27 protein-coding genes are annotated in these 22,422 nt (G+C 58.6%); 2 read left to right on the top strand and 25 right to left on the bottom strand.

What is annotated here, in order from left to right; genetic code table 11:
- Window positions 1-39: 39 nt before the first annotated feature.
- The 24 genes from GX444_14375 to flgF form a co-directional block, all read right to left on the bottom strand.
- Window positions 40-1,542, bottom strand: a complete 1,503-nt coding sequence (locus tag GX444_14375; protein NLH49765.1) for a response regulator — start codon at window positions 1,540-1,542, stop codon at window positions 40-42.
- Window positions 1,543-1,580: 38 nt separating this feature from the next.
- A complete protein-coding gene (locus tag GX444_14380; protein ID NLH49766.1) occupies window positions 1,581-2,303 on the bottom strand; it encodes a response regulator in 723 nt (240 codons plus the stop codon).
- 116 nt (window positions 2,304-2,419) lie between these two features.
- Complete coding sequence (locus GX444_14385; protein NLH49767.1) at window positions 2,420-2,650, bottom strand: hypothetical protein; 231 nt, start codon at window positions 2,648-2,650, stop codon at window positions 2,420-2,422.
- 140 nt (window positions 2,651-2,790) lie between these two features.
- Window positions 2,791-3,402, bottom strand: coding sequence for a hypothetical protein (locus tag GX444_14390; protein ID NLH49768.1), 612 nt, complete (start codon window positions 3,400-3,402; stop codon window positions 2,791-2,793).
- Between the two features lie 103 nt (window positions 3,403-3,505).
- Window positions 3,506-4,591, bottom strand: coding sequence for a hypothetical protein (locus tag GX444_14395; protein NLH49769.1), 1,086 nt, complete (start codon window positions 4,589-4,591; stop codon window positions 3,506-3,508).
- A gap of 36 nt (window positions 4,592-4,627) precedes the next feature.
- Window positions 4,628-5,608 (bottom strand): NAD-dependent epimerase/dehydratase family protein, encoded by a 981-nt coding sequence (locus tag GX444_14400; protein ID NLH49770.1) that lies wholly within the window; start codon window positions 5,606-5,608, stop codon window positions 4,628-4,630.
- On the bottom strand, window positions 5,605-6,642 hold the full coding sequence (locus GX444_14405) for a polysaccharide biosynthesis protein (protein ID NLH49771.1): 1,038 nt from the start codon (window positions 6,640-6,642) through the stop codon (window positions 5,605-5,607). The genes GX444_14400 and GX444_14405 overlap by 4 nt, the downstream gene beginning before the upstream one ends.
- A gap of 70 nt (window positions 6,643-6,712) precedes the next feature.
- On the bottom strand, window positions 6,713-7,156 hold the full coding sequence (locus GX444_14410) for a flagellar protein FlgN (GenBank protein NLH49772.1): 444 nt from the start codon (window positions 7,154-7,156) through the stop codon (window positions 6,713-6,715).
- The gene (fliS, locus tag GX444_14415) at window positions 7,156-7,641 is read right to left on the bottom strand and encodes a flagellar export chaperone FliS (protein NLH49773.1); all 486 of its coding nucleotides are present in this window, start codon (window positions 7,639-7,641) and stop codon (window positions 7,156-7,158) included. The genes GX444_14410 and fliS overlap by 1 nt, the downstream gene beginning before the upstream one ends.
- Window positions 7,642-7,673: 32 nt before the next feature.
- Window positions 7,674-9,233: a flagellar filament capping protein FliD gene (fliD, locus tag GX444_14420; GenBank protein ID NLH49774.1), complete on the bottom strand. Its 1,560-nt coding sequence runs from the start codon at window positions 9,231-9,233 to the stop codon at window positions 7,674-7,676.
- 61 nt (window positions 9,234-9,294) lie between these two features.
- Window positions 9,295-9,732: a flagellar protein FlaG gene (locus GX444_14425; GenBank protein ID NLH49775.1), complete on the bottom strand. Its 438-nt coding sequence runs from the start codon at window positions 9,730-9,732 to the stop codon at window positions 9,295-9,297.
- A gap of 69 nt (window positions 9,733-9,801) precedes the next feature.
- On the bottom strand, window positions 9,802-10,623 hold the full coding sequence (locus tag GX444_14430; GenBank protein ID NLH49776.1) for a flagellin FliC: 822 nt from the start codon (window positions 10,621-10,623) through the stop codon (window positions 9,802-9,804).
- 207 nt (window positions 10,624-10,830) lie between these two features.
- Window positions 10,831-11,328 carry a flagellar assembly protein FliW gene (locus tag GX444_14435; GenBank protein NLH49777.1) on the bottom strand — a complete coding sequence of 166 codons (498 nt, stop codon included), beginning with the start codon at window positions 11,326-11,328 and terminating at the stop codon, window positions 10,831-10,833.
- An 18-nt stretch (window positions 11,329-11,346) separates the two neighbouring features.
- Complete coding sequence (gene csrA, locus GX444_14440) at window positions 11,347-11,598, bottom strand: carbon storage regulator CsrA (protein NLH49778.1); 252 nt, start codon at window positions 11,596-11,598, stop codon at window positions 11,347-11,349.
- A 129-nt stretch (window positions 11,599-11,727) separates the two neighbouring features.
- Complete coding sequence (gene flgL, locus GX444_14445) at window positions 11,728-12,609, bottom strand: flagellar hook-associated protein FlgL (protein ID NLH49779.1); 882 nt, start codon at window positions 12,607-12,609, stop codon at window positions 11,728-11,730.
- A gap of 52 nt (window positions 12,610-12,661) precedes the next feature.
- A complete protein-coding gene (gene flgK / locus GX444_14450) occupies window positions 12,662-14,068 on the bottom strand; it encodes a flagellar hook-associated protein FlgK (GenBank protein NLH49780.1) in 1,407 nt (468 codons plus the stop codon).
- Window position 14,069: 1 nt separating this feature from the next.
- A complete protein-coding gene (locus GX444_14455; protein ID NLH49781.1) occupies window positions 14,070-14,570 on the bottom strand; it encodes a flagellar protein FlgN in 501 nt (166 codons plus the stop codon).
- A 67-nt stretch (window positions 14,571-14,637) separates the two neighbouring features.
- Window positions 14,638-14,940: a flagellar biosynthesis anti-sigma factor FlgM gene (flgM, locus tag GX444_14460; protein NLH49782.1), complete on the bottom strand. Its 303-nt coding sequence runs from the start codon at window positions 14,938-14,940 to the stop codon at window positions 14,638-14,640.
- Window positions 14,941-15,142: 202 nt separating this feature from the next.
- Complete coding sequence (locus GX444_14465; GenBank protein ID NLH49783.1) at window positions 15,143-15,547, bottom strand: hypothetical protein; 405 nt, start codon at window positions 15,545-15,547, stop codon at window positions 15,143-15,145.
- A gap of 78 nt (window positions 15,548-15,625) precedes the next feature.
- Entirely contained in the window at window positions 15,626-16,729 is a 1,104-nt protein-coding gene (locus GX444_14470; protein ID NLH49784.1) for a flagellar basal body P-ring protein FlgI, read from the bottom strand.
- A gap of 12 nt (window positions 16,730-16,741) precedes the next feature.
- Complete coding sequence (locus GX444_14475) at window positions 16,742-17,632, bottom strand: flagellar basal body L-ring protein FlgH (GenBank protein ID NLH49785.1); 891 nt, start codon at window positions 17,630-17,632, stop codon at window positions 16,742-16,744.
- Window positions 17,633-17,644: 12 nt separating this feature from the next.
- Entirely contained in the window at window positions 17,645-18,586 is a 942-nt protein-coding gene (gene flgA / locus GX444_14480; protein ID NLH49786.1) for a flagellar basal body P-ring formation protein FlgA, read from the bottom strand.
- A gap of 23 nt (window positions 18,587-18,609) precedes the next feature.
- Window positions 18,610-19,398 carry a flagellar basal-body rod protein FlgG gene (flgG, locus tag GX444_14485; protein NLH49787.1) on the bottom strand — a complete coding sequence of 263 codons (789 nt, stop codon included), beginning with the start codon at window positions 19,396-19,398 and terminating at the stop codon, window positions 18,610-18,612.
- Between the two features lie 19 nt (window positions 19,399-19,417).
- On the bottom strand, window positions 19,418-20,164 hold the full coding sequence (gene flgF / locus GX444_14490) for a flagellar basal-body rod protein FlgF (GenBank protein NLH49788.1): 747 nt from the start codon (window positions 20,162-20,164) through the stop codon (window positions 19,418-19,420).
- Window positions 20,165-20,475: 311 nt separating this feature from the next.
- Here flgF and GX444_14495 point away from each other — a divergent pair, with 311 nt between their 5' ends.
- Together GX444_14495 and GX444_14500 are read left to right on the top strand one after the other, a co-directional pair.
- Window positions 20,476-21,135: a TetR/AcrR family transcriptional regulator gene (locus GX444_14495; GenBank protein ID NLH49789.1), complete on the top strand. Its 660-nt coding sequence runs from the start codon at window positions 20,476-20,478 to the stop codon at window positions 21,133-21,135.
- Complete coding sequence (locus tag GX444_14500) at window positions 21,132-21,797, top strand: isoprenylcysteine carboxylmethyltransferase family protein (protein ID NLH49790.1); 666 nt, start codon at window positions 21,132-21,134, stop codon at window positions 21,795-21,797. Before GX444_14495 ends, GX444_14500 begins: the two co-directional genes overlap by 4 nt.
- An 81-nt stretch (window positions 21,798-21,878) precedes the next feature.
- Here the strand turns inward: GX444_14500 and GX444_14505 are convergent, their stop codons facing one another.
- Entirely contained in the window at window positions 21,879-22,280 is a 402-nt protein-coding gene (locus GX444_14505; GenBank protein NLH49791.1) for a hypothetical protein, read from the bottom strand.
- Between the last annotated feature and the right edge of the window lie 142 nt (window positions 22,281-22,422).

Below are 22,422 nucleotides of genomic sequence, written 5' to 3' on the forward strand. Positions count from 1 at the left end.
CAAGCAAATTGGGGTTGCGAAGCGGCCGGATGCGGCGAATCAGGCCAACAGGTTGGTGATTTCGTCGCCGCTGCGTTCGCACATCTCGAGGAAGGCGCGGGACAGGTTGCCGTCGAATTGATACCAGGCGTTGCGCTTGATTTCCGAAACCGCCACCTCGTGCGAGAGGCCCTTGCGGTAGACACGGTCGGAAGTCATGGCGTCGTAGGCGTCGGCGAGGCTGACGATGCGCGCCAGGAAAGGAATGTCGCGCCCCGCCAGGCCGTCGGGATAACCCTTGCCGTCCCACCGCTCGTGGTGGTGGCGGATGATGGCCTTTTCGTGGGGCAGCATGCCGAGGGGCTCGAGGATGCGCGCGCCGATCACCGGGTGCTGTTTGATGATCTCGTATTCCTCGTCGGTCAGCCGGCCTTTCTTTTGCAGGATCGCGTCGGAAATGCCGATCTTGCCGATGTCGTGCAACATGCCGGCGAACTGCAGGATATCGAGCTCTTCCTTGCTGCATCCCACTTCCTTGGCGACCAGCAGCGAGATTTTGGTGACGCGGTCGGAGTGGCGCTGGGTATAGGTGTCCTTGGCTTCGAGCGTGCTGACCAGGGACCGCAAGGTCGCCACCAGATTGGCGTAAATGGTTTCGTACAGCGCGCTGTTCTCGATTTGCAGGCTCGCCTTTTTCAGCAGGAACTTGATGAAGTTCAGATCGATCGCGGTGAATTCCGGGTGCTGAACCTTCTCCTCGACGGCCAGGACGCCGAAATTCTCGCCGCGCACGTACAACGGGGCTAGGATCAGTTGGTTGATCGGCGCGGCCAGATTCAAGGCCTGGCGATAAAAGGCGGTTTCCTCGGGATCGTTCCAGGCCAGCGGGATGCGTTGGATCTGCAGGCTTTCGTTGATGTCAGTGGGGAACTGGAACGACAGCGGCCGATTTTCCCGTTGATCGAGGTTGAACGCCTGTTTGAGGTAGTAGCGGCTCTCGTCGCGGTCGTACATGAAAAACGAGCTGCGGGCGGCTTCGGTGATATTGCAGGCGACCTCGGTCAGGGCGATGAACAGATCGTCGGCGCTGGCCGAGGATTCCAGTTCCTCGCTGATCATGTACAGAACCGACAGTTCGCGGATTTTGCGTTCGAGCCGCGCCTGCAGGTCGACCGTCTGAATCGGGCGGGCGGCCGCCTTTTCGTTTTCCAGCAGGTGATGGATGGTTTGCTCGAACTGGTCGTAGCGGAACGGCTTGGTGACGAAATCCGCCGCGCCTTTCTTCAGGGTTTCGATCGCGGTGTTCAAATCGGTGTAGCCGGTGATCATCACCACTGGCAGCGTTGGATGCGTTTCCTTGATGGCTTCGAGCAGTTGCAAGCCGTTCATCTGCGGCATCATCACATCGGACACCACGATATCGAACGTTTTGTTTTGCAGCAGCCGCAGGCCTTCCAGGCCGTTTTCGGCGCACTCGACCTCGTAGCCCTTGTGTTTGAGGAACAACGAGAGAGAGCGACTAATCGACTGATCATCCTCGACTATTAAGATACGTCCGACCATTTCCTACCCGTCGTCGTTTGCTTTACCATCCGGATTAACTATTCGGACAAAATTCGTTTCTTCAGTAGTCGAAATTCATCGTCGTTGATCGCGCCCTCGCGGTGGAGCTTGGCGGCATCTTGCATTCGACCGACCACGGTTTCCTCTTCCTTGTCCCGTTTTTCCTCGTTCCGTTCCAGGCGTTTGGGGATTAATTGAACCGGCAGCAGGCGGTCTTGAAAAGTGCGGAGCCGACGCATGCTATCGGTCAATTCCTTTTGTCTGACGGCAATTTGTTGGTCGATCTCTTGATGTTTGGCCTGATTGTTCTGGCGTTTGTTGGTGAGATCTTCAATCGTTTCGTAGGCCTGTTCCAACTTCAACTCCAGCGAAGCTCGATCCGCTTCCAGCCGGACGCGCTCGCTGGCGTTTTTCAACGTCAATTTAATTTCATCGATCTGAAAAGGTTTGGTGATGTAATCGTAGACGCCGTCCTTGATCGCCGCCAACGCGGTATCGAGGCTGGCGAACCCCGTGATGATGATCACGATGATGTTTTTGTTGAGTTTTTTCGCCGCCCGCAACACTTCGGTGCCGCTTTTACGCGGCATGGCCAGATCGGTCAGAACGATATCGAATTCGGAGGCTTGCAGCCGGTCGATCGCTTCCTGGCCATCGACCGCCACTTCCACGTCAAATCCTTCGGCCGCAATGGTTTTCTCCAGCAGCGTCCGGTACATGGGCTCGTCGTCGGCGACCAGAACTCGCATAATGCCCGACATGTTTCGACTCCAGAACTCGGGACCAATACATACAGGTAGCATCGCACCGCCGTGCTTTGCTACCCCCCAGATAATTCAGCCAATCACTTGGGCCAATAAGAGCGTGAAATCCGCCCTTATTCCGACTTCAACGGGTCGAGCGCTTGCTGCTTCAGTTTCCGCACCGATTCGGTGCCGGCGCGTTCCAAAAAATTGCGTTTTTTACCTTCGGTGGAAATTTCCACCTTATCCTCAGGGAAGACTTTTTTCTCTTCCAACGCAGCGCTCGCCCGATCAGAAAGCCGGGCTTTCAGTTGCCGGTTATATGTCTGAATTATATTTTGAATCTGGTACGCTGAAATAGACATATGATACCGACTTCCTTGTCTCCGCGTTAATCTCTAACCATACATCGGCAAAACGCGAAGTTTTCTTTAATCGAAATTCCACTTCTTTTCGGAGATTTAGAACCGCCTGTTTTTACGGCCTATTCAGGCTGAATAAACTATTATTCACTATCGAGAGAAAAATGCTCGCTGGTCAGGAATTCCCGCCAGCGGGCCAGGACCGGCACCAATTCGAATTCCAGTGAATCCGCCAGCATGACCAGGTCGCGATTCTCCTGGCAGGCAATGATGTTTTTCATGGTATCGCGCAAACCGCCGATCAGCTCCTGGACGATCAAACCGCCGGTGAAACCATCGAAGCTGACTTCGATAAAACGAAAAATTTCGCTGATGTATTCCATGAACAACCCGACTTTTTCCAGCACCAATCCGAGTTGCTCCTGACCATTGCCTTCCCGGCCCTTGCGAAACGATTCCGCGGCGCCGAAGCTTTCCTCGCGCAGGAGGCTCAACAACTCCGCGCCGTCCATCAAACTGCGTTGCAGAATCTCCGCCGGATTCTCGACCTTGATTTCGATCAGATCGCCCTTCATCTCGATTGGAGTCAGGACCGGGTCGGTTTCCGAAAAATTAACCGGAATCCCGTCAATGGAGATGCTGGAAATCATGCCGGCGACGATCTCCGACTGGCAGCCGACCTGTTCGATCAGTTCTTCCCAGGATTGGATGGGATGGGTCGGGATGAATTCTTGCCCGTTGATCAGGATTTTCATCGCGTTTTCCTTTTCGAACAAACCCGGTCGGCAGGAATCGCCGGGGCGATTGTCGGCGATTTCCCACCGGATGGCAAACGCTTTTGCCGGTGAACCCGCCCCGCTACCGGCAGACCGCAGCGGCCGGCAACAATACCTCTACCGTACAACCGCCGCCGGAGCGTTCCCGCACCGCGAGTTCGCCCCCCAGGTCACCAAGCACCTGTCGCGAGATGGCGAAACCGGCGCCGGCGGCGCGATCGTTTTCGGCGTCGCCACCGGATTTTCGGATATCAACCTCATACAACCTGGCCAACCGGTCGGGCGGAATCGAGACGCCGTTGTCTTCGAAAATCAAGCGCGGCCGTCCCTGGTCGTTCAAACCACCCTGGATCCGCAATTCGCCGCCGGCCATCAGCCCCGTTCGCGCGTTGAGCAGGATCTGCAACAAAACCTGTTGCAGCCGAATCGGATTGGTGCGGACGAGCAAAGTCGGGTCAATTTCCTTGACCACCGTGACATTTTGTTTATTGAATCGGCGTTCCAATAAGACCAGCAGCGAATCGACCAATTTAACGAGCGGAACGGTGTCTTCCTTATCGCCGTGCGGCATCGCCAGCGCCAGCAATTCGGCGGCCAACCGCTTGACCCGTTGACTGACTTGATAAACGATCTCGATCGTCCGCTGGTAGTCCTCTTCCTTGCGCGACAGTTGCGCCAGTTGCGCAAAACCCTGCACGCCGCCGATAAGATTATTGAATTCGTGGGCGACAAAGGCCGTCAAGGTTCCCAGCCCGGCCATTTTATCGGTGTCCACGAGATGCCGCCAAAGCGAATCGCGCTCGGAAACGTCGTGGATCTGGACCAGAGCGGCCGGCCGCTCGAACGAATCGGGACAGGGAAAAATCCGGATCTTCCAACGTTGCGAAACGCCGGTTCCGCAAAGGTAATCGGCTTCCGTGAGCGAGACGGGCATCCCGGTTTGCAACACCTGTTCGATGCCCCGCGCGAGTTCGGCATACCCCGCGTACGAACCCGCCAGCCAATCACCCAGCGTACGGCCGACCAGCGCCGCTTCGTCCGTCGCCAGCGTTTCGGGCAGCCGGCCGACTTTCCGCACCGACAGACCGGCATCCACCAGCAACAACACATGCGGCGCCGCTTGCATCAGGGATTCGGAAAACGACTGCCAATTGCCGTCGATCGTCATCAGCGGTCCTCCGATCCGCGGCGCGTGGTCCGGAAATCAACCAGCCGGGTTTTCCGCCAACCACTGCCGGGTTCTGACAATTCCTTCCTCCAGCGAAAAGCGCGGGCTCCACCCGAGCAGACGCTCCGCCAAACCGAGATCGGCCCGCAATCGCTGAATTTCGGATTGCGGATGCGGATGCGGCACGTATTTGCGCCGTTCCGCGTCGCGGCAGATCATCGCCGCCAGTTCGTTGATCGTCACGTCGCGACCGGTCCCCGCGTTGAAAACCATGCCGACCGCCCGGTCATCGAGGCCGGCCCGCACGCAAAAAGCCGCGCAATCCTCCGCGTACAACAGGTCGCGGGTTTGGGTGCCGTCGCCGAAAATCAGCAGTTCCCGGCCGCTCATTTCGCGTTGCAGGAAAATGCTGACCACGCCCCCCTCGCCGGTCGCTTTCTGATAGGGCCCATAGGTATTGAACGGCCGCAACACCACGGTGCGCATGCCGTAGGTCCGGTGGTAACTTTCGACCAGGTGCTCCGCGGCCAGCTTGGCCCCGGCGTAGGGCGAGGCGCAGAGCGTCGGGTGATCCTCGGCGATGCCTCGCTCGTCGTCCGAACGGCGGTAGACCATGCACGTGCTCATGAACACGAACGTGGCGCCGGCCTGCCGGGCCGTTTCCAAAAGGAAAAAGGTTCCGACGACATCGGCCTGAAAAACGCCGGTCGGATCATCGATCGAATCCTGCACGTTGATCCGCGCCGCCAGGTGAAAAACGACGTCGAAACGATGGCGGATGAACAGTTCGCGCACCAGTTCGCGGTCGTTGATATCGCCGACCACGAAGTCGACCAGCTGGGCGTCGCCGGCGAATTCGGCCAGGTTTTCGCGCCGGCCGTTTTCGAGATTGTCCAGCACCACCACCCGCGGCGGATCAAAAGCGCCCGGTTCCGCGCCGCCGCGCAACAGCTCCCGCACCACCCACCGGCCGATGAAGCCCGCCCCGCCGGTCACCAATACCGCTTGCGGCTTCATTCGGCGGCCCGCGCCGGCTCGGCCGGAATCAGCCGCGCCAACAGTTCGTCGATCGCCGGGGCCGACAGCGGTTCGCCGCGTTCGGAGGTAAAGGGCGCGATCGGCAACGGCGTGCCGCGCGGCGGTTGGGTATCGACGGCGATCTGCGGCCGGATCAGGTAATAGCCGTCCAGATCGAAGGTGCGCGCCGATTCCTCGCCGGTCAGCAATTCCTCGAACATCTTTTCGCCGGCCCGCAGGCCGACGATGCGCAAATGCCGTTCGTCCGCCGGCAGGCCGTGGCGGGCGAGCAACGCTGTGGCCAGGTCGAGGATGCGGATCACCGGCATTTTGCGGATCAATACATCACCGCCGCCACACAATTCGAGGGAATCGAGCAGCAGCGTCACGCTTTCGTCGAGGGTGATGAAGAAGCGCGTCATTTCCGGGTGGGTGATTTCGATCGGCTGCCCCAGGCGGAGGCGATGCAGAAAGGTCGGAATGACCGATCCGGAACTGGCCAGGACGTTGCCGAACCGGACGGAAGCGAACCGGGTCTGGCGCTTGCCTTTGTAATAATTGGCCGCCACCATCAGTTTTTCGGCCATCAATTTGCTGGCGCCCATCGCGTTGGCCGGGTTCACCGCCTTGTCGGTGGAGGTGAAAATCACTTTTTCGATTTCGTGGTCCATGGCGACGTCGATGACGTTCTGGGTGCCCAGGATATTGGTTTTGATGGCTTCGAACGGGTTGTATTCGCAACTCTCCACGTGCTTGAGCGCCGCGAGGTGAAACACGAGATCGGCGTATTCCATGGCGCGGGTCAGCCGGCCGCGATCCCGGACGTCGCCGACGAAAAACCGCAGATTGGGCGCGCTGCTCCATTCTTCCTTGAGAAAGTACTGCTTGTTTTCATCGCGGGAAAAAATGCGGACGGCTTTCGGCGAATAAGTAAGCAGGCGCCGGATCAGGGCCACCCCGATCGTCCCGGTGCCGCCGGTAATCAGGATCACTTTATCCCGGACCAACTCCCCCACGCGATCGGCGAATCCCATCCGTTGCTGCTCCTTGCAGGTTTTTCTGAAGTATAACCGAGATCGCGGTCGACGGGAAAGTCGCTGGCCGTTAAATATCGCCGGAAAGTATGGTCGGCGGTTTGGAGCCGCCCCGCCCTTTGCCGTAACCGGCCAAAGCTTTTCGCCCGGCGCGCACATGATCGATCTGCTTTTTCATTTCGCCGAGCAACGAATCCAACAACCGTTGATTTTTTTGGTTGGCCTCGTTGGCGGACTCCGCGGCGCCACGCAGTTGTTCGCGCAGCTCCGTCCACCGCGCCAGGCGCTCGCGATCCACCGCTCCGGCCTGCGGTTTTAGCTCCGCGGCCTTGCGTCGTGTGTCGATTTCGACGATTTGCGTGAACAGGTCATCGCAGTGTTCCAACGCGGCGTCGAATTGATCCATGTCGGCGTTGATCAGCGACTGGTGTTTGGCGGCTTCCGCTTGCGTCAACTCGGCGAGGAGGCCGATTTCCTCGGTCAGCAGGGTTTCGTAGGAATCGCGATTCGCCATCAGACGCTGAGGTGAACGTAGTTGTCGGCTTGGGCGCCGGTGCTGGCTTTTTTCACCGCCTCCGCCTGGCTGTCGGGTTGCTTGACGGCCAGTTCGGCCTGCGGTTTCCGGCTGACTTCCACCCAGGCCGAGTGCAGGATGCGCAGGACGCGCATGGCGTCGCGCAGCAATTGCACGTCGTTTCTGATGTTCGCCTGGACCAGTTTTTCGTGAATGAATTCGTAAAGGCGCTCGAGATTTCCGGCGACTTCAGGGGCTTTGCCGTGATCGAGCGTGCTGCGCAATTCGCTGACGATCGCCAGCATTTTGCTGATCATCACGCCTTTCTCGGCGAGATTGCCGGCCGCCAGGGCATCCTCAGCGCGCTGCCCGAATCGCAAGGTGCCTTCATACAACATGATGAGAAGTTTCAGCCGGTTGGCCGTATTGACTTCCGTGTTGCGGTACATCGCCAGATTGGCTTGGTTTTTGTGCTGGGCAACCACGGTTTAATCCCCCTTGTTTTCTCAGATGATTACTAGCTGATCCCGGAGATGTAAGAACCCTGGGTCTGCAACTTGCTCAGTGCCAGTTCCATCTTGGAATATTGTGCCTTGTAACGTGCTTCGATTTTGTCCAAGCGGTCGTTCATCTTGGTCATCGCGTCGTCGGTATCGGTGATTTTCTTGTTGAGCGCGTTTTCCCGGTTTTTCAGTAAACCGTTGGAATAGTTCAGGTAGCCGTCCACCAGCCGGTCGAATTTCTCCATGATGCCCGCGCTGAAAGTGACGGACCCATAGGAGCCGGTCGAGCTGCCGGTGAAGTAAACCGCCAGCCCTTCGACGGGCGTGCCGGTGTCGCCGACCAGCATGTTGGTGCCCGATTTGTGGGCCGAATACCCGCCGATCGTCCCGGCCAGGTTGGAGCCGACGCCGGTGATCTGGACAGCATAGGTTCCAGCCTGTGTCGCCGCGCGACTGCTGGAATAGCGCACGCTGGCATTGGTGGTGCTGCCGTTGGCCGCCATGACGTTCATCACCGAGTCGAAATGATCGGTCAGGGCGTCGGTCAATTCTTCATCGTCGATGCTCAATTGTCCCGTGGAATCGGTGGAAATCCCGAATTGGGACATGTTGGTGAATTCGCCGCTGGTCACGACCTGGGAAGAAATCAACGTGCGAAGTTGACGTTTGATTTGCGTCAGGGCGGAATCGATCCCGGAGCTGTCGGCTTTGGTTTTGTCGTCCAACAGTTTGATCACGTCGTTGTATTTATTGACGAAATCCTGGATGTTCTCCTTGATTCCGTCGATATTGGTCGACACCTCGACCGAGTATTCGTTGTCGGTATCGATCTTTTTCAATTCGATGGTGATGCCGGACACCAGGTTTTCGATCTTGTTTTCGCTGTTGGTGATGGTGACGCCGTCGAACTCCACCTGGGCGTCGCGCGCGGTTTGGGAAATGGAAAACGACATCACCGGATCCGTGCCGCTCAATCCGGAGGTGTCGATCTCCACGGCGTTGGCCGTTCCCGTCTCCTTGGAGGTGATGATCAACCGGTAGGGATTGCTCGCGTCGCCGTCATTCATGATGGAGGCGGTGACATCGGCGCCCGAGGAATTGATCGCGCTGCGCAGGCCTTCCAGCGTGTTGTTGCTGCTGTCGATGGTGATGCTGGTCCACTCGCCGTCCTCGCCGGTGCGGATTTTCAAGGTGCCGCCGGCGATCGTCGAGGTCGTGGCGGCGAACCCCTGGCTGATATCCTTGCTGGCGCGGGCCAGGCTCTTCACCTTTACGGTGTGCGTCGTGGCTTCGGCGGAGCTGCTGGCGGTAACGGTGAAATGCTCGTCGTCGACATCGGTGGAATTGACGGTGGTTTTCTTGAATTCGCGGGCGGTATTGAGTTTTTCAACCGCGGTGCTCAGGGCCGACAGCTTAGTGCGAATATCGGAATAAACCGTCAACTGCGCTTGGTAAGCGGTTTTCTTCGCATTCAGCTTGCTGAGCGGCTTGCTCTCGACCGCCATCAATTGCTTAATGATTGACGCGGTGTCGATGCCCGAAGCGTATCCGCTTAGGGAAACAGTTGATGCCATGGCTATCGCCCTCCTACCCTTGCCTTCAAACCAATGCGTCTTCCAACGAGCTGGAAGCTGCTCAAGTCACCGTTTCGACGATGTTGCCTTTTAGTTGACTCTCATCGGCTAATTCTTTCAAGGTCTTCGCCACTTGTTGCATTTCCTCGGGAGGGATCTCGCGAATGACCTCGTTGGTCTTCCGATCGCGGACCGTGATGATTACACGGCCTGTCGCTTCATCCTTGGTGAATTCCATCCTCGTCGTCCGAATATTGTAGCCGAATTTTTCTGCCAGAGCATCGAGGCGCTTGCCCTGGTCTTTCGCTTCCACGCGTTGTTTCGCTTGTTTGCCATCGGTTTGTTCGGAAGCGGCGGTTTCCTCGGCGGCATCGTCCATCGCCACCTGTTTCGCTTGCTTGTCCGACGTTCGATTGCTCTCGGGGTTCACCGCTTTCGACGGCAGGTAGAGAGAGACCGTCCTGGCAATTAATCCGGCTTTATCAACCGCCATGGACATTTGCGTACTCCCTCAAAAAGGTTTCGGGCGGGCGAGCGTCACCCGCCCGCCCGAAACGCCATCAATCTGTTACTGCAAGAGGCTCAGAGCGACCGAAGGCGACTGGTTCGCTTGAGCCAGAATGCTCACGCCGGCTTGCACCAAGATGCTGTACTTGGTCAAGTTGGCCGTTTCCGACGCCACGTCGGCGTCACGGATACGGCTTTCGGCGGAGGACAAGTTTTCCACGACGGTGTCGATGTTGTTGACGACCGATTCCAACCGGTTCTGCAAGGCGCCGAGGCTGGCTCGGGTCGAGGAAATCGTGCTGATCGCGCTCGACACGGTGGATAGCGCATCCTGTGCGTTGGCGACCGACGAAATGTTCGCGGTCAAACCCAGGGTGCCCGAGTCGACGGCATCGACCGTGATGTTCAACACGTCGGTGGTGGCATCGTCGGAAACGCCGATCTGGATGTCGACGTCCAGCGAGCCGTCCAGCAAATTGGTGTCGTTGAACTTGGTGGCGTCGGAAATCCGGGAGATTTCGTCGTACAGGGCCGTATATTCGCCCGACAGATACGCCCGCTCTTCCTCGCCGACCGTACCGGTGGAGGCCTGCTCCGCCAGTTCCTTCATACGGACCAGCATGTTGTTGATTTCGTCCATCGCGCCTTCAGCGGTCTGAACCAGAGAAATACCGTCGCTGGAGTTGCGCGAGGCTTGGTTCAACGCCCGGATGTTCGACCGCAATTTTTCGGAAATGGCCAGACCCGCGGCGTCGTCGCCGGCTTTGTTGATCCGCAAGCCGGAAGACAGGCGCTCGAGGGATTTCGCCAAGCCGTTATTGCTTTTGTTGATCTGGCGTTGAGCATTCAAAGACTGGATATTGTTGGTAATACGAAGAGCCATTGAGAAACCTCCTTGTTATCGAATGATTGTTACGTTCCTTGTAACCCTTGCTTTGGGGTGATCGGTTGCCCGATCGTGCGGCCGGCTCCGCCAGCCTGAATCAAACTCTCGCCAACCCTCCTTTCGTCCTGGATTTAAATACCATTCAAATACACGTATCGGTAAATCGGCGAATCACTTGAGGATAAAAACAGGCGAGAACGAGTTTCAGAAGTCTTGGGAGTCGACTTCTTCGCGCGGCTGCTCGTTGCGCAATTCGGGGAACAGCAAGTGCCGCGTCGAGAAAGGCGATTCCTTGAGTACAACCTGCCTGCCGATTAATTTCTGGGCGTGGATGATGATCGGGCCCTTCAAGTTGGCCGTCATGTCGGCCGGATCGGTCCGTAGACTCAATACGACCATGACCACCAATTCCTCGGCGCTGGTCACGCGGAGGGTCGCCAATTCGTCGCGCTTGATGCGGATATGATAATCGGGGAAAAACACCTTCGGATCGGTCACGGGAACCGCCAAAAAGGGTTCATCCATCGACTGAAGCCATTTAAACGGCGAATCCTTATCGTGATCCAACATCACGAAGCGCTGCGATTTGGGAAATCCCAGCAGGCCGCCCAGCAGGTGAATGACTTTATCGGAATGAACTTCCAGCCGCCCGAAGCGGGTGGATTCCACGACGATGTTTTCAATTTGTTGCGATTCGCTCACGGCCCGACCCCATTTTGTTTAGCTTTGTTGTTGCGCCTTCTTGCGCTTGTCCAACAAATCCATGGCAGCCTTCATTTGTTCCGCCGTCGCCTTGGCCGCCACCCGGTTTTCTTCCTGAATGCGAAGATAGACTTCCTCGCGGTGAACCGTGACATCCGACGGCGCCTTGATCCCGATTTTTACTTGGTTTCCGCGGACTTCTTGAATGTAAATTTTAATGTCATCGCCGATGGCGATCATCTCCCCCGATTTCCGCGTCAAGATGAGCATAGACTCCCTCCCGGAGTTTCCACTAGTCCCACCTTCCCGAACAAAAGCTGAACATGATCACGTCAGCCGGCTGAAGGCGGCGGGCTGTACAAATAAACCAACCCCCAAACACGAGCCTCAATAGCATGATCAGGCGAGAAAGTCCAGTATGTTTTGCTCCATCAATCTGGCGGAAACGAGCCGGTTGGCCTCCAAAACCTGTTCCTGAAGAGCAAATTCGGAGCTAACCTGGGTGAGATCGATGTCCTCGGTGTCGGACAAGACCGCTTTAAACGCGTCCCGTAAATCGGTATTGTCTTCGCTGGCAATATCGATCCGGTTGCTGATCGCGCCATTGGTGGTTGTATAGACCAGAACGTGGTCCAGAGCGGCCTGCAAATCCGCCAGCGAGGCGGTAATGGCGTCCTGGTCGCCCGATTCAATGGCGTCGGCGGCGTCCTGAACGATCTGCATGACGTTGGTCGTCCCCGTGAAGACGTCGTCGCCGGTAAAATTGACGGTGAGATATTGGCCGCGCCCAACCTCGATGTCGATGTTTTGACCGGATGCGCCGCCCACGTAACTCCCCGTATCGTCAAAGGGTTTGGTGGTTGTTTCGAAGCCGCCGAAAATGTAGCGATTGCCGATTTTGGAATTGGCGCTACTCAATATTTCGGTGAAAATATCGCGCATTTCCTGCGCCGCTTCCGCGAATTCCGACGTCCCGTTCAAGGAGTCGTTGACATCGACCGTCAGTTCGATCGCACGTTGCAGCCGATCCACCACGTTGCCCAAAGCGACTTCCGTTTGCGAAACGAAGGTTTGCGCGCTGCTGATATTGCGGTCGTACTGATCGAATTCGGTGATCATCTTGCGCAGATCCATGACCTGGGTCATCGAAACCGGATCGTCGGACGGGCGGTTGATGCGTTTTTGGGAAAGCAGGGATTCCTGCAATTGATAGTACTTCTGCGTGTTCATATTGATGTAGCGCGTGACGTTGCCGTACAGCATGCTCAAGGTGACACGCATTCGAGCCTCCTACCGGTACCTATCGGCAATTCGACGCCGATTCGATAGTCCGTTATTGCTGCATCTGATTCAAGATGTCCACCAGGTCGGTGGCCGAATTGAGAATCCGGGCCGCCGCCTGGAAAGCCTGCTGATATTTCATCAAGTTCGACAGTTCCTCCTCCAGCGAAACGCCGGTGACGCTGTCGCGATAATTGGCGATCTGATCGACCATGGCCGAAGATTGTTCGTACTGCGCCGTGGCGTTCTGAACGTCGATGCCGAGGTTGCCGACCATGGTGCTGAGATATTCCTGAATGGTCGCCGTGCCGCCCGACATGGTCGCTTTGTTGCTGATTTCGGCGATCGCGTTGGCGTTGGTGTTGTCGCCCGGAGACGTGGATTGCCCGGCGGCGATTTCATTCAAGTCCGCATCGATGCCGGGATCCAGGGTGATCAACTCCGCCGCCCGATCCACCGTCGCCAAGGGGGTGAAGAAATCGACGCCGGTGTCGCCGTTGAGATTGGTGCCGAGTTCGTGCTGGGCATTGACCTCGGAGGCGATCGTGTAGGCGATCTGATTCAATTCGTCCTTGGCATTCTCGATATTCACGTCGCGCACTTCCAGAATACCACCCAACTCGCCGCCTTCGATTTCGTCGGTCAGATTGACTTCCTTGCCGTTGGCGGAAACGAAGATGACATCGTAGAAATTGTTGTTGGTGGGGTCGGCGCGCGCCTCGAGGCGCCCGGCGACGGAGCCTTCGACCAAGGATCGGCCGTTGCCGGCGTTGATGTGCACGGCGCCGTCATCGGATTCGAAATATTTGAAATCGATTTTTTGAGACAACTCGCCCATCAGCACGTTCCGGGTCGTGCGGTAGTCGCTGGCGTCGGCGCCGGTGTTTTCAATGTTGGAAATCTGCACATTGACTTCGGCGATCTGGGTCAGCAGGTTGTTGATGTCGGTGACGCTGTCTTTCACTTCCAGATTCAGATTACTCTGAATCAGGCTGAGTCGCTTGTAGGTCGTGTGAAAGCGCGAAGTCATGGTATCGGTCAATCCTTTCAGATTGGCCCGCTCCGCCGAGCCCTCGGGATTATTGGCCAGATCGGACCAGGCCGTCCAGAAATCGCTGATGGCCGCGTCCAATCCCACGTCCTCGGTGGCTTCGTTGAACACTTCCTCGATTTCGCTCAAACTGCTGGCCTTCGAGGAATAGTAGCCGTTGTCCATGTTGCCCAGAAACATGCTGCGATTGAGAAAGCGGTCTTCCGTCCGCTTGACCGCCGAAATGTTCACGCCCGTGCCGAGATAAACGCCGGATTCGTTGCGCGGCGATTTCGTGACCAGTTGGGCTTCTTCCTTCGAGTACATCTGCGTGTTGATGTTGGCGACGTTGTGCGCGGTCACCTCCATCGCCGCCTGTTGGGCGCGAATCGCGGAAATGCCGATGGACATTAAGTCGAGGATACCCATTTTACACTCTCCCGCCCTCGCCGGTGACGCGGGTCTGGCGGCGGACTTTACGGCCCAGTTCCTCGTAGGTGCTGGGTTCTTCGATCCCCTGGGTCATCAAAAAGCGCAGGTTTTCGATCAACCACAGCGAACGATCGACCCGCTTGGTGTTGAACTGCACCTTTTCGGCGACTTCGGCCGCCAACTGCTTGAAAATGTCGCGGGCGCGACGCAGCATCTCTTGATGCGCTTGCGGCGCGTTCGCGGCCAGATCGGCGAGCGTGGCTTTTTCGGGATCCAGGCCGAAATGACGGGCGATTTCGCCGACGATCCGCCGGCGGCGGCTTTCGAGGCTCTGGAGGCGGCTGTACAGCAGGCGTTTGCCGTTGGTGAGGGCGTCCAATTGTTCGGTATTGAAGGTGCGGATCGCCTCCGGTTCCTGATCGAGGAGGGACCGGAATTCGGTGAAGAGACGAAGTTCGTCGCCTAACAAACCGATGAGCTGCTGATATTTGTCTTGCATGCAAACCACCTTTCCGCGATCGAACCCGTTATTTCAGGTGAGACCGATGAAAAGGCGATTCGCGAGATCAGGCGGAGTACAGCGATTCGACCAGAGAGCTGGTCAGCATGGATTCGGCCACCTGCTGGGATGAACGCTGATAGGTGCCCGCTTCGACTTCGGCTTTGATGCTGTTGACCAGATCCATCCGCGGTTCGGGAGGCGCCTGAACGTCCGAACTGAGTTGCCGAATCGACGCGGCGTCCGCCGAGAGCGAAACTTTTTCTTGCGGAAGCTGCGCGGCCGGCGTCCCTTTTTGAACTTCGGACTGCTTGTGAACCTGCAACTGGTTCAGTTCAAGCCGCATTGCATTTTGGTTTTGGACCTTCATTCGGGTACTCCCATCCAGTTCCAATTTGATGTATCGGAACTCCCCCGGTTTTCTTTAGCCCTTTTTTACCGAATTGACGCATTTTTGCAACCGGTAGGCAGAAAGATCCATCCCGCGAGGAATTCGGCCCATGATCTTTACGTCCTTTTCATCCGGGTTCGATTTTCACAGAGCATTTGCGGGCAGGAACTGCCTGCCCCCACTATTTCTTATCGGCAAAAATTGCCGTTTCCGCGTCACTTCCCAGCGTTTTTACCGCTTGATAGGAATGTAATGCCGAAACAACCGGCGCCGAGGCGTTTTTCAACTCCGGCTTACCACGCGCCATCCAGTCGAAAATCATTTTGCTGAGGCCGAAACGGTGGCTTTTCGACAAGGATTCGGCCATTTCCTGGTCGTGGAGGCCCCGGACCAGTTTCATGGTATCGCTGTTGTCGGATAAACCCGGCTCTTCCTCGGAGTCGACCATTCCCATGGTGGTTTCGCGCATCGCCTTGAGCATGGAATGGAGGAAAATCGCCTCGAAACCCTCAGCGGCCTTCCACATTTCCCTTACTTTACGATCCTTTACGGAATCGTTCGCTGCCGCCTCCGCCCGCTTGGCCAACCGGGTCGGATCGACCGCGTTGTCCGCCGAGGCGGCAAATCCGGAAACAAAAGGCGAAATCTCGCTCATCCCGCTCTCCTACATGATCTCCAGTTGCGCTTGCAAAGCGCCGGCCGACTTGATCGCTTGCAAGATCGCTGCCAAATCGCGCGGGGTGACGCCGATCGCATTGAGCGCCGTGACCAGATCGCCGATCGAGGTCTGGTACGGCAGCGAGAAAAGCTGACCGGCGTCCTCGGCGACCACCACGTTCTTCTGCTGGGTTACCGCGGTCTGACCACCGGAAAGCGGCGCCGGCTGGCTGACCGACGGCGTCGAGGCGATTTTGATGTGGATGTTGCCGTGGGCGATCGCCACCGGACTGATACGCACATCCGACCCGATCACCACCGTTCCCGTGCGCTCGTTGACCACGACCTTGGCCGGCATTTCCGTCTGCACGTCCACCGATTCGATCCGGGCGATCAACCCGGCGACATTTTTCTTGTACCCCTCGGGTACTTGCACTTCGATCGTCCGGGAATCCATCGCCCGCGCGCTGGTGCCGCTCAACTCGATGTTGATCGAGGAAGCGGCACGCGCCGCGGTCGAAAAGTCCGGGTTTTCCAAGGCGATGGTCAGGGAATCCTGGTTGTTGATATCCAATTGCACTTCGCGCTCGACCAGGGCGCCGGAAGGAATCGCCCCGGCCGTCGGGTGGTTTTTCGTGACCGTATCGTTTCCGCCGCCGGCTGAGAACCCGCCGATGCTGACCGGCCCTTGCGCCACGGCGTAGATCAAGCCGTCGGGGGCCTTGAGCGGGCACATCATCAGCGTGCCGCCCTGGAGGCTCTTGGCGTCGCCGATGGAGGACACGGTCACGTCGAGCTTCTGGCCCTGGCGGACGAACGGCGGCAATTGCGCGGTGACCATCACCGCCGCCACGTTGCCGCTTTTGATATCGCGTTGATCGACCTTGACGCCCACCGAATTCAACATGTTGAGGATGCTCATCGTAGTGGAGCGCATCGAGTTGCCGTCGCCGGTTTTGTTCAGGCCGACCACGAGGCCGTAGCCGATCAGCGGGTTGGAGCGCACGCCGACGAAATCGGCCAGATCCTTCAACCGGGCGGCCCGCGCCGGCAGGGCGTCGAGCGAAAGGATGGTCAGAAAGGCCACCAGCAGCGCAATCCTTTTGAACATCTTGCTACCCCTTTAAAACGGCCACACGTTGTCGAGTGCCCGCGTCATCCAACCGGGCTTCTGTTTGTCGGCCAGCACGCCCACGCCCCAATAGGTGACCCGGGCGTCGGCGATCCGCGTGCTCTCGATGGTGTTCTCGCCGTTGATGTCCTCGGGCCGGATGATGCCCGACAGCGTGATCACCTGATCCTCGCCGTTGACCTTGATCATCCGCTTGCCGCGAATCAGCAGATTGCCGTTGGGATAAACCTCGACCACCGAGCAGGTGATCGTCGCGGCCACCGTCGTGGTGCGCGTGGTTTCGCCGGAGCCGTCGAAGGAGTTGCTGGTCTTCGCGCCGACCAGGGTTTCGAGGTTCATGTTCGGCCGGGCCTTGGCGATGGACTGTTCAAAGCCCAGCAGGCCGGACACGCCCATGCCGATGTCGCTGGACCGGCCGGTTTTCGTGGTGGCGGTACCCTTGGCCGTACTTTCCTCGACGATTTCCACCGTGACCAGGTCGTTGACGAAAGCGGCGCGGTGGTCGCTAATGAGGTTGCGGAAATGCTCGCCGGGCCACAGGCTGCCCATCCCGCGGCTCGGTTTGGTCCGCCCCGGGACGTGGTCGGAAGTGAAATCCGCCACCTTGTAACCATTCACCGCCTGCATGGGAACCGGATGCGTGGAGGCGCAGGCGCCCAGTGCGAAAACCGCGGCGAACAGCAGGAAAAGCAGCACCGTCAATTGCAAATTCGGCCGAACCTCGACCGGCCGTTCCTGGCGCGCCTCGATTTGTTCGATGGCGCGCTCCATGAAACGCGAACCGAGCCAGGAGGCGACCAGCCCCGGCCGCGGCCGGGCTTCCGGTTGCGGACCGGCTTCCCGCTCGCTGTTCAAGGCGGCTTTTACCAAGGTTTCTTCCATCGCTTCACCTCGCTAAAAAGAAACGGCCACGGTGTTGGCGTTCTCCACCCGGCCATGCACGAGCTGCTTGCTGGAAACGTTTTCAATCGAAATCATCTCGCCGACGGCGCCGTCTTCCCGCGCCACGCCGAAAGCGCTCACCACCAGCCCTTCGCGCCGGGCGACCAGCACCACGGCGTCGCCCCGCCGCACGATGGGAATCGGTTCGCAGCAATCCACGGTGATCAGTTGCCCTTCCTGAAGCGGATGAGCCAGCCGGGCCCCGACGATTTTCGCCGGATCGGTCTCCGGCACGCCGCGAATCGAGGCCAGGTCGACCTGCTTGGAAACCAGGTCGGTTTCGGCCAGCACGGTGCCGCGCGGCATCGCGCGGGCGGCGACCTGGATCGCGGCCTCGATGTGCACCCTGACGTTGAAGCTGCCGCGCACCTCGCGCCGGCCTTCCTGGCGGTACTCGACCACGTAGGTATGCGTGCCGGCCAACTGCTTTTTCGGGCCCTGTAGCACCCGTACCGTCACCGGACCGGCATTGATCATGACCGGCGTCGGTTCGCGGAGAAAATCGATCCGGTACCGATCGGCGGGCCACGGCGCGCGCTCGCGGATGTATGCCACGACGGCCTGCCGGCCCATTTCCAGGTCCACCGGCCAACCGGGACGCTCGACCGTGACGTGAGCCGGCACGACGACCTGCGGCACGCCGGCGGCGGCGAACTGTTTGCGCAACAATGCGCCGGGCAGCGAACGCGAACGGCCCGGTTCGGGCGACTGCGCGATGAAGGTTTCGGCCAGTTGAGCGGGCAGCACGTCGCGCGGCACGTCAGGCAACAGGTCCGCCAGACTGATGCGATCCTGATTGACGCTCAGCGATTCGGGCACTTGCCAGCGGGGCGAAGCGGCCCAAACCACCGCACCGAATACCAGCGTCAGCAGCAGCGTGAACAACAATCCCATGGGGCGCGCCTTATTCAATCCGGTTAACCCATAATCCGCGTCGTGGCCTGCAACATGGTGTCGGCCGCCGCGATCACGCGGGAGGAAGTTTCGTAAGCGCGTTGCGCCACGATCATGTTGACCATTTCCTCGACCAGGTTGACGTTGCTCATCTCCAGAAAGCCCTGCGACAGCGTGCCGATGCCGTTCTCGCCCGGCGTGCCGAGCGTCGGCGAGCCGGAGGCCGCCGTTTCCGAGGTCAGGTTGCGGCCCAGCGACCGCAGGCCCGCCGGATTGGGGAACCGCGCCAGTTGGATCTGGCCCACTTCCTCCGCCGCTGCCTGCCCCGGTCGCACCACGCTGAGCGTGCCGTCCGCGCCGACCGTGATTTCCGTGGCATCGCTGGGGATGGTGATTTCCGGCTGTAGCGGATAGCCGTCGGGACTGACGATCGTGCCTTCGGAATTCAGGCGGAAATTACCCGCCCGGCTGTAGGACAGTTCGCCGGTCGGCAGCAGGATCTGGAAAAAGCCTTCGCCTTCGATCGCGATATCCAGTTGGTTGCCGGTGTTCTGGATTTCGCCCTCGCCGAAATTCTTCTGCACGCCGGAGGTTTTAACGCCCAACCCGATCTGAATGCCGGTGGGGACGGTCTGGCCGGCGGAAGTATAGGTGCCTGGCGCCTGCATCGTCTGGTAGAGCAGATCCTCGAAATCCGCCCGGTTGGCCTTGAAGCCGACCGTGTTGACGTTGGCCAGGTTATTGGAAATCACGTCGATTTTCAGTTGCTGGGCTCCCATTCCGGTGGAAGCCGACCAAAGCGCGCGCATCATGGCTCTATCCTCCTCCCGCTTAAGACGGAATTGACGGTAATACCTGATTGGCCCGTTCGTTCAGGTTGTTGTCGAGGGTGATGACCCGTTGATAGGACTCGAAGGCCCGGGTCGTCTGCACGATGTTGGTGACCTCACGAATCAGATTGACGTTGCTGCCCTCGATCACCCCCTGGCGAATCGCCGGCGTTTCCATCGGCCCGATTCGCGTCTCCCGGCCCGCGGCGAACCGTTTGCCGCCGACCTTCACCAGCGTTTCCGGATTCTCGACCTTTTGAATCAGGAACCGCCCGATTTCCTCGCCGTTCTGATAGACCAGCCCCGTGTCGTCGATGACCAGATCGACCGGCATGCCGTCCTGCACCTGGATCGGCCCGCCCTCGCCGGCCACGATGTGACCGTCGTCGGTCACCAATTGTCCCTGTTCGTCGAGGCGGAAATCGCCGGCGCGGGTCAGTTGGTCGCCCTTGTCGGTCTGGATGGTGAAATAGCCCTCGCCGTCGATGGCGAAATTCAACTGGTTGCCGGTCACCGTCAGCGGGCCGGGCGAGAAATCGGTGTGGGTCCGGATGCGCTCGTTGATCGAGTTGATCGATTCGCGCTCGCGGGCGAATTCCGGCCGCTGGATTTGGGCCAGATAGGAGGAGAAGGTGATGCGGTCCCCCTTGAACCCCGGCGTATCGACGTTGGCCAGATTGTTGGCCGTGACGTCGAGTTGGCGCATCTGAAAGATGCTACCCGCCACGGCATTCCAGATCGTATTCATGTGGGCACACTCCTTTTTCACCGGACGTCCCGTCCAGACGCAAAGCGGATGCCAAGGTGCGAAACTTTTCGTATCAAATTGTTTTTATTGATGTTTTTTTAAATGGCGCCGCGGCCTCGCATTTCAAACCGGCTGTCTTTGCCTAGCCGTGGGGGCAAGGCTTGCCGCTGGGGACGAACGAGCGCGAGACCGACCCGGCGCGGCTTTTCGGCCGGATTTTTCCCTTGACAACCGATGTAATCATGTGATTACATGCAAGCAATCACATGAATACAAAAACGGCAAAACACGGAACGCAAGGTAAAAGGAAGGTGGGCGAGACCCGCGAACGGATCCTCGTCACGGCGGAACGACTTTTTTCGGAGCGGGGGATCGAGGGCGTATCGGTCCGAGCGATTCTGGCCGCGGCCGGCGCGAACGTCGCCCTCGCCCACCGTCACTTCGGCGGGCGCGACGGCCTGATCGAAGAGGTGCTCCGGCGCGCCGTCGGCCCCCTCAACGAACATCGGCTGCTATTGCTGGAAGAGGTCGAGGCGCGCGGCGATCGCACGACCGTCGAGGATGTTCTGCGCGCCCTGTTCGCCCCGGGGATTCGCTGGCTTTTCGAGCATCCCGATCGCGCCCGGTTGCTGGCGCAGCTTCAAACCGCCACCGATCCGAAACTCCGCGCGCTGCACCGCCGGTACTTCGACGCGCCGCTCCAGCGGTTCGCCGAGGCGATCGTCCGCACGGTCGACCCGCGGCTCGGGCCGCTGGAATTCGTCTGCCGTTTCACCTTCGCCAACGGCGCCCTGCATGCCGCCTACCGCCTCGCGTTCGACGTGGCGAGGTTGACGCGCGAGCGGTTGGGGCCGGACGCGGTTCCCACCGAACGCGACTGGGTCGAGCAGATCGTCGCCTTCTGTGCGGCGGGATTTCGGGCTGAAATCGCGCCGTCGACGCGTTTCGTCAACGGAGATCAAAAACGATGAAGTCCCTCTTTCCCGCTCTTCTCAGCAACCTGATTTTCGCCGCGATCCTCTTCACCGGCGCCGGAACGCTTCATTACTGGCCAGCCTGGATCTACCTGGCGACCAGCGTTCTGATGAGCCTGGCCACGCACCTCGTCCTGCGTCGAAACCCCGAACTCCTGGCGGAACGAAGGCGTCCGGGACCGGACGCGAAGCCATGGGACAAGAAGCTCCTCGGCCTGGGTTTTCTCCTCACCATCTTTATGCTGGTGGTGGCGGGACTCGATGCCGGCCGCTACCACTGGAGCCCGCGATTGGCCTGGCCCTGGTCCGTCGCCGGAGTGTTGCTGGTTCTCGCCGGCATGGCGATCTTTCTGCTCGCCCTGAATGAGAACCGGTTTTTCAGCTCGGTGGTCCGGATCCAACGCGACCGCGGCCACACCGTGTGCGATTCGGGGCCCTACCGCGTGGTGCGCCACCCGGGCAACGCGGGAATGATCGTCGGCACGCTCGGATTGCCGCTCCTGTTGCTGTCGGCTTGGAGCGCCATTCCCGCCCTGCTTTTCGTCGGGCTGATGATCGTGCGAACGCGCCTGGAGGATACCGCGCTCGAAAACGAACTCGCGGGCTATCGCGACTACCAACGCGCGACGCGCTACCGGCTCGTGCCCGGCCTTTGGTAGCCCGTCCCGGAATAATAAGGTCCGGGCGCTTCATGGCGCTGGCAACAATCAGAGTTCCGGGAAGTAACGGCGAATCGAGTGCTAGGCCAACTTTTTCTTTGAGGTTCTCGCGGATTTCGCTTCGAACAGCTTCAGCACCTTGTCACGCAAGTACCGTTGCACAAAGCTGTGTATCGTTCCGTCAGGATAGATCAGCCGATTTCCGATCAGAAACCGAAGCTGCTTATCGAAACTCAAGCTGGAAAGGGAGCTTTTTTCACATACTTCATCGGGATTGAATTTGACCTGGCTCCAGAGCCATTGCCAGATTTCATTTTCGTTGCCGCCATCAATCGGGCGCGGAGTTTCAACTGGTTGAATGGTTGTATTGGTCCACGCGATAAGAAATTTAATCTTCTGTGGATCGTCGGCGATGAGAAGAACAACTTCTGGCTTCTCGTTGGACTTGAACCACTCAATCTTTTCCGAAAATAGGGTGTTCATTCACTCTTGTCCAAAACAATTTATTTTGGACAGCATTCGCGATTTGACTGTCGAACAAGAATAGGGCTGTTGCATTCCTAAAAGCCTTCCAAATGCCAATTTTCGGTCTTTTTTCTGTGCGTTAGGCCATAATTCTAACTGA

This window comes from Myxococcales bacterium, from assembly GCA_012517325.1.
Classification (GTDB): Bacteria; Lernaellota; Lernaellaia; order Lernaellales; family Lernaellaceae; genus JAAYVF01.

Coding starts and splice junctions, on each gene's coding strand:
- csrA (NLH49778.1), bottom strand. CDS start 11,598: ATGCTCATCTTGACGCGGAAATCGGGGGAGATGATCGCCATCGGCGAT.
- GX444_14500 (NLH49790.1), top strand. CDS start 21,132: ATGAAGTCCCTCTTTCCCGCTCTTCTCAGCAACCTGATTTTCGCCGCG.
- GX444_14380 (NLH49766.1), bottom strand. CDS start 2,303: ATGTCGGGCATTATGCGAGTTCTGGTCGCCGACGACGAGCCCATGTAC.
- flgM (NLH49782.1), bottom strand. CDS start 14,940: ATGAAGGTCCAAAACCAAAATGCAATGCGGCTTGAACTGAACCAGTTG.
- GX444_14425 (NLH49775.1), bottom strand. CDS start 9,732: ATGTCCATGGCGGTTGATAAAGCCGGATTAATTGCCAGGACGGTCTCT.
- GX444_14375 (NLH49765.1), bottom strand. CDS start 1,542: ATGGTCGGACGTATCTTAATAGTCGAGGATGATCAGTCGATTAGTCGC.
- flgG (NLH49787.1), bottom strand. CDS start 19,398: ATGATGCGCGCGCTTTGGTCGGCTTCCACCGGAATGGGAGCCCAGCAA.
- flgK (NLH49780.1), bottom strand. CDS start 14,068: ATGGGTATCCTCGACTTAATGTCCATCGGCATTTCCGCGATTCGCGCC.
- GX444_14385 (NLH49767.1), bottom strand. CDS start 2,650: ATGTCTATTTCAGCGTACCAGATTCAAAATATAATTCAGACATATAAC.
- GX444_14505 (NLH49791.1), bottom strand. CDS start 22,280: ATGAACACCCTATTTTCGGAAAAGATTGAGTGGTTCAAGTCCAACGAG.
- GX444_14455 (NLH49781.1), bottom strand. CDS start 14,570: ATGCAAGACAAATATCAGCAGCTCATCGGTTTGTTAGGCGACGAACTT.
- flgF (NLH49788.1), bottom strand. CDS start 20,164: ATGAATACGATCTGGAATGCCGTGGCGGGTAGCATCTTTCAGATGCGC.
- GX444_14430 (NLH49776.1), bottom strand. CDS start 10,623: ATGGCTCTTCGTATTACCAACAATATCCAGTCTTTGAATGCTCAACGC.
- GX444_14470 (NLH49784.1), bottom strand. CDS start 16,729: ATGTTCAAAAGGATTGCGCTGCTGGTGGCCTTTCTGACCATCCTTTCG.
- GX444_14400 (NLH49770.1), bottom strand. CDS start 5,608: ATGAAGCCGCAAGCGGTATTGGTGACCGGCGGGGCGGGCTTCATCGGC.
- GX444_14475 (NLH49785.1), bottom strand. CDS start 17,632: ATGGAAGAAACCTTGGTAAAAGCCGCCTTGAACAGCGAGCGGGAAGCC.
- GX444_14405 (NLH49771.1), bottom strand. CDS start 6,642: ATGGGATTCGCCGATCGCGTGGGGGAGTTGGTCCGGGATAAAGTGATC.
- flgA (NLH49786.1), bottom strand. CDS start 18,586: ATGGGATTGTTGTTCACGCTGCTGCTGACGCTGGTATTCGGTGCGGTG.
- flgL (NLH49779.1), bottom strand. CDS start 12,609: ATGCGTGTCACCTTGAGCATGCTGTACGGCAACGTCACGCGCTACATC.
- GX444_14410 (NLH49772.1), bottom strand. CDS start 7,156: ATGGCGAATCGCGATTCCTACGAAACCCTGCTGACCGAGGAAATCGGC.
- GX444_14395 (NLH49769.1), bottom strand. CDS start 4,591: ATGACGATCGACGGCAATTGGCAGTCGTTTTCCGAATCCCTGATGCAA.
- fliD (NLH49774.1), bottom strand. CDS start 9,233: ATGGCATCAACTGTTTCCCTAAGCGGATACGCTTCGGGCATCGACACC.
- GX444_14390 (NLH49768.1), bottom strand. CDS start 3,402: ATGAAAATCCTGATCAACGGGCAAGAATTCATCCCGACCCATCCCATC.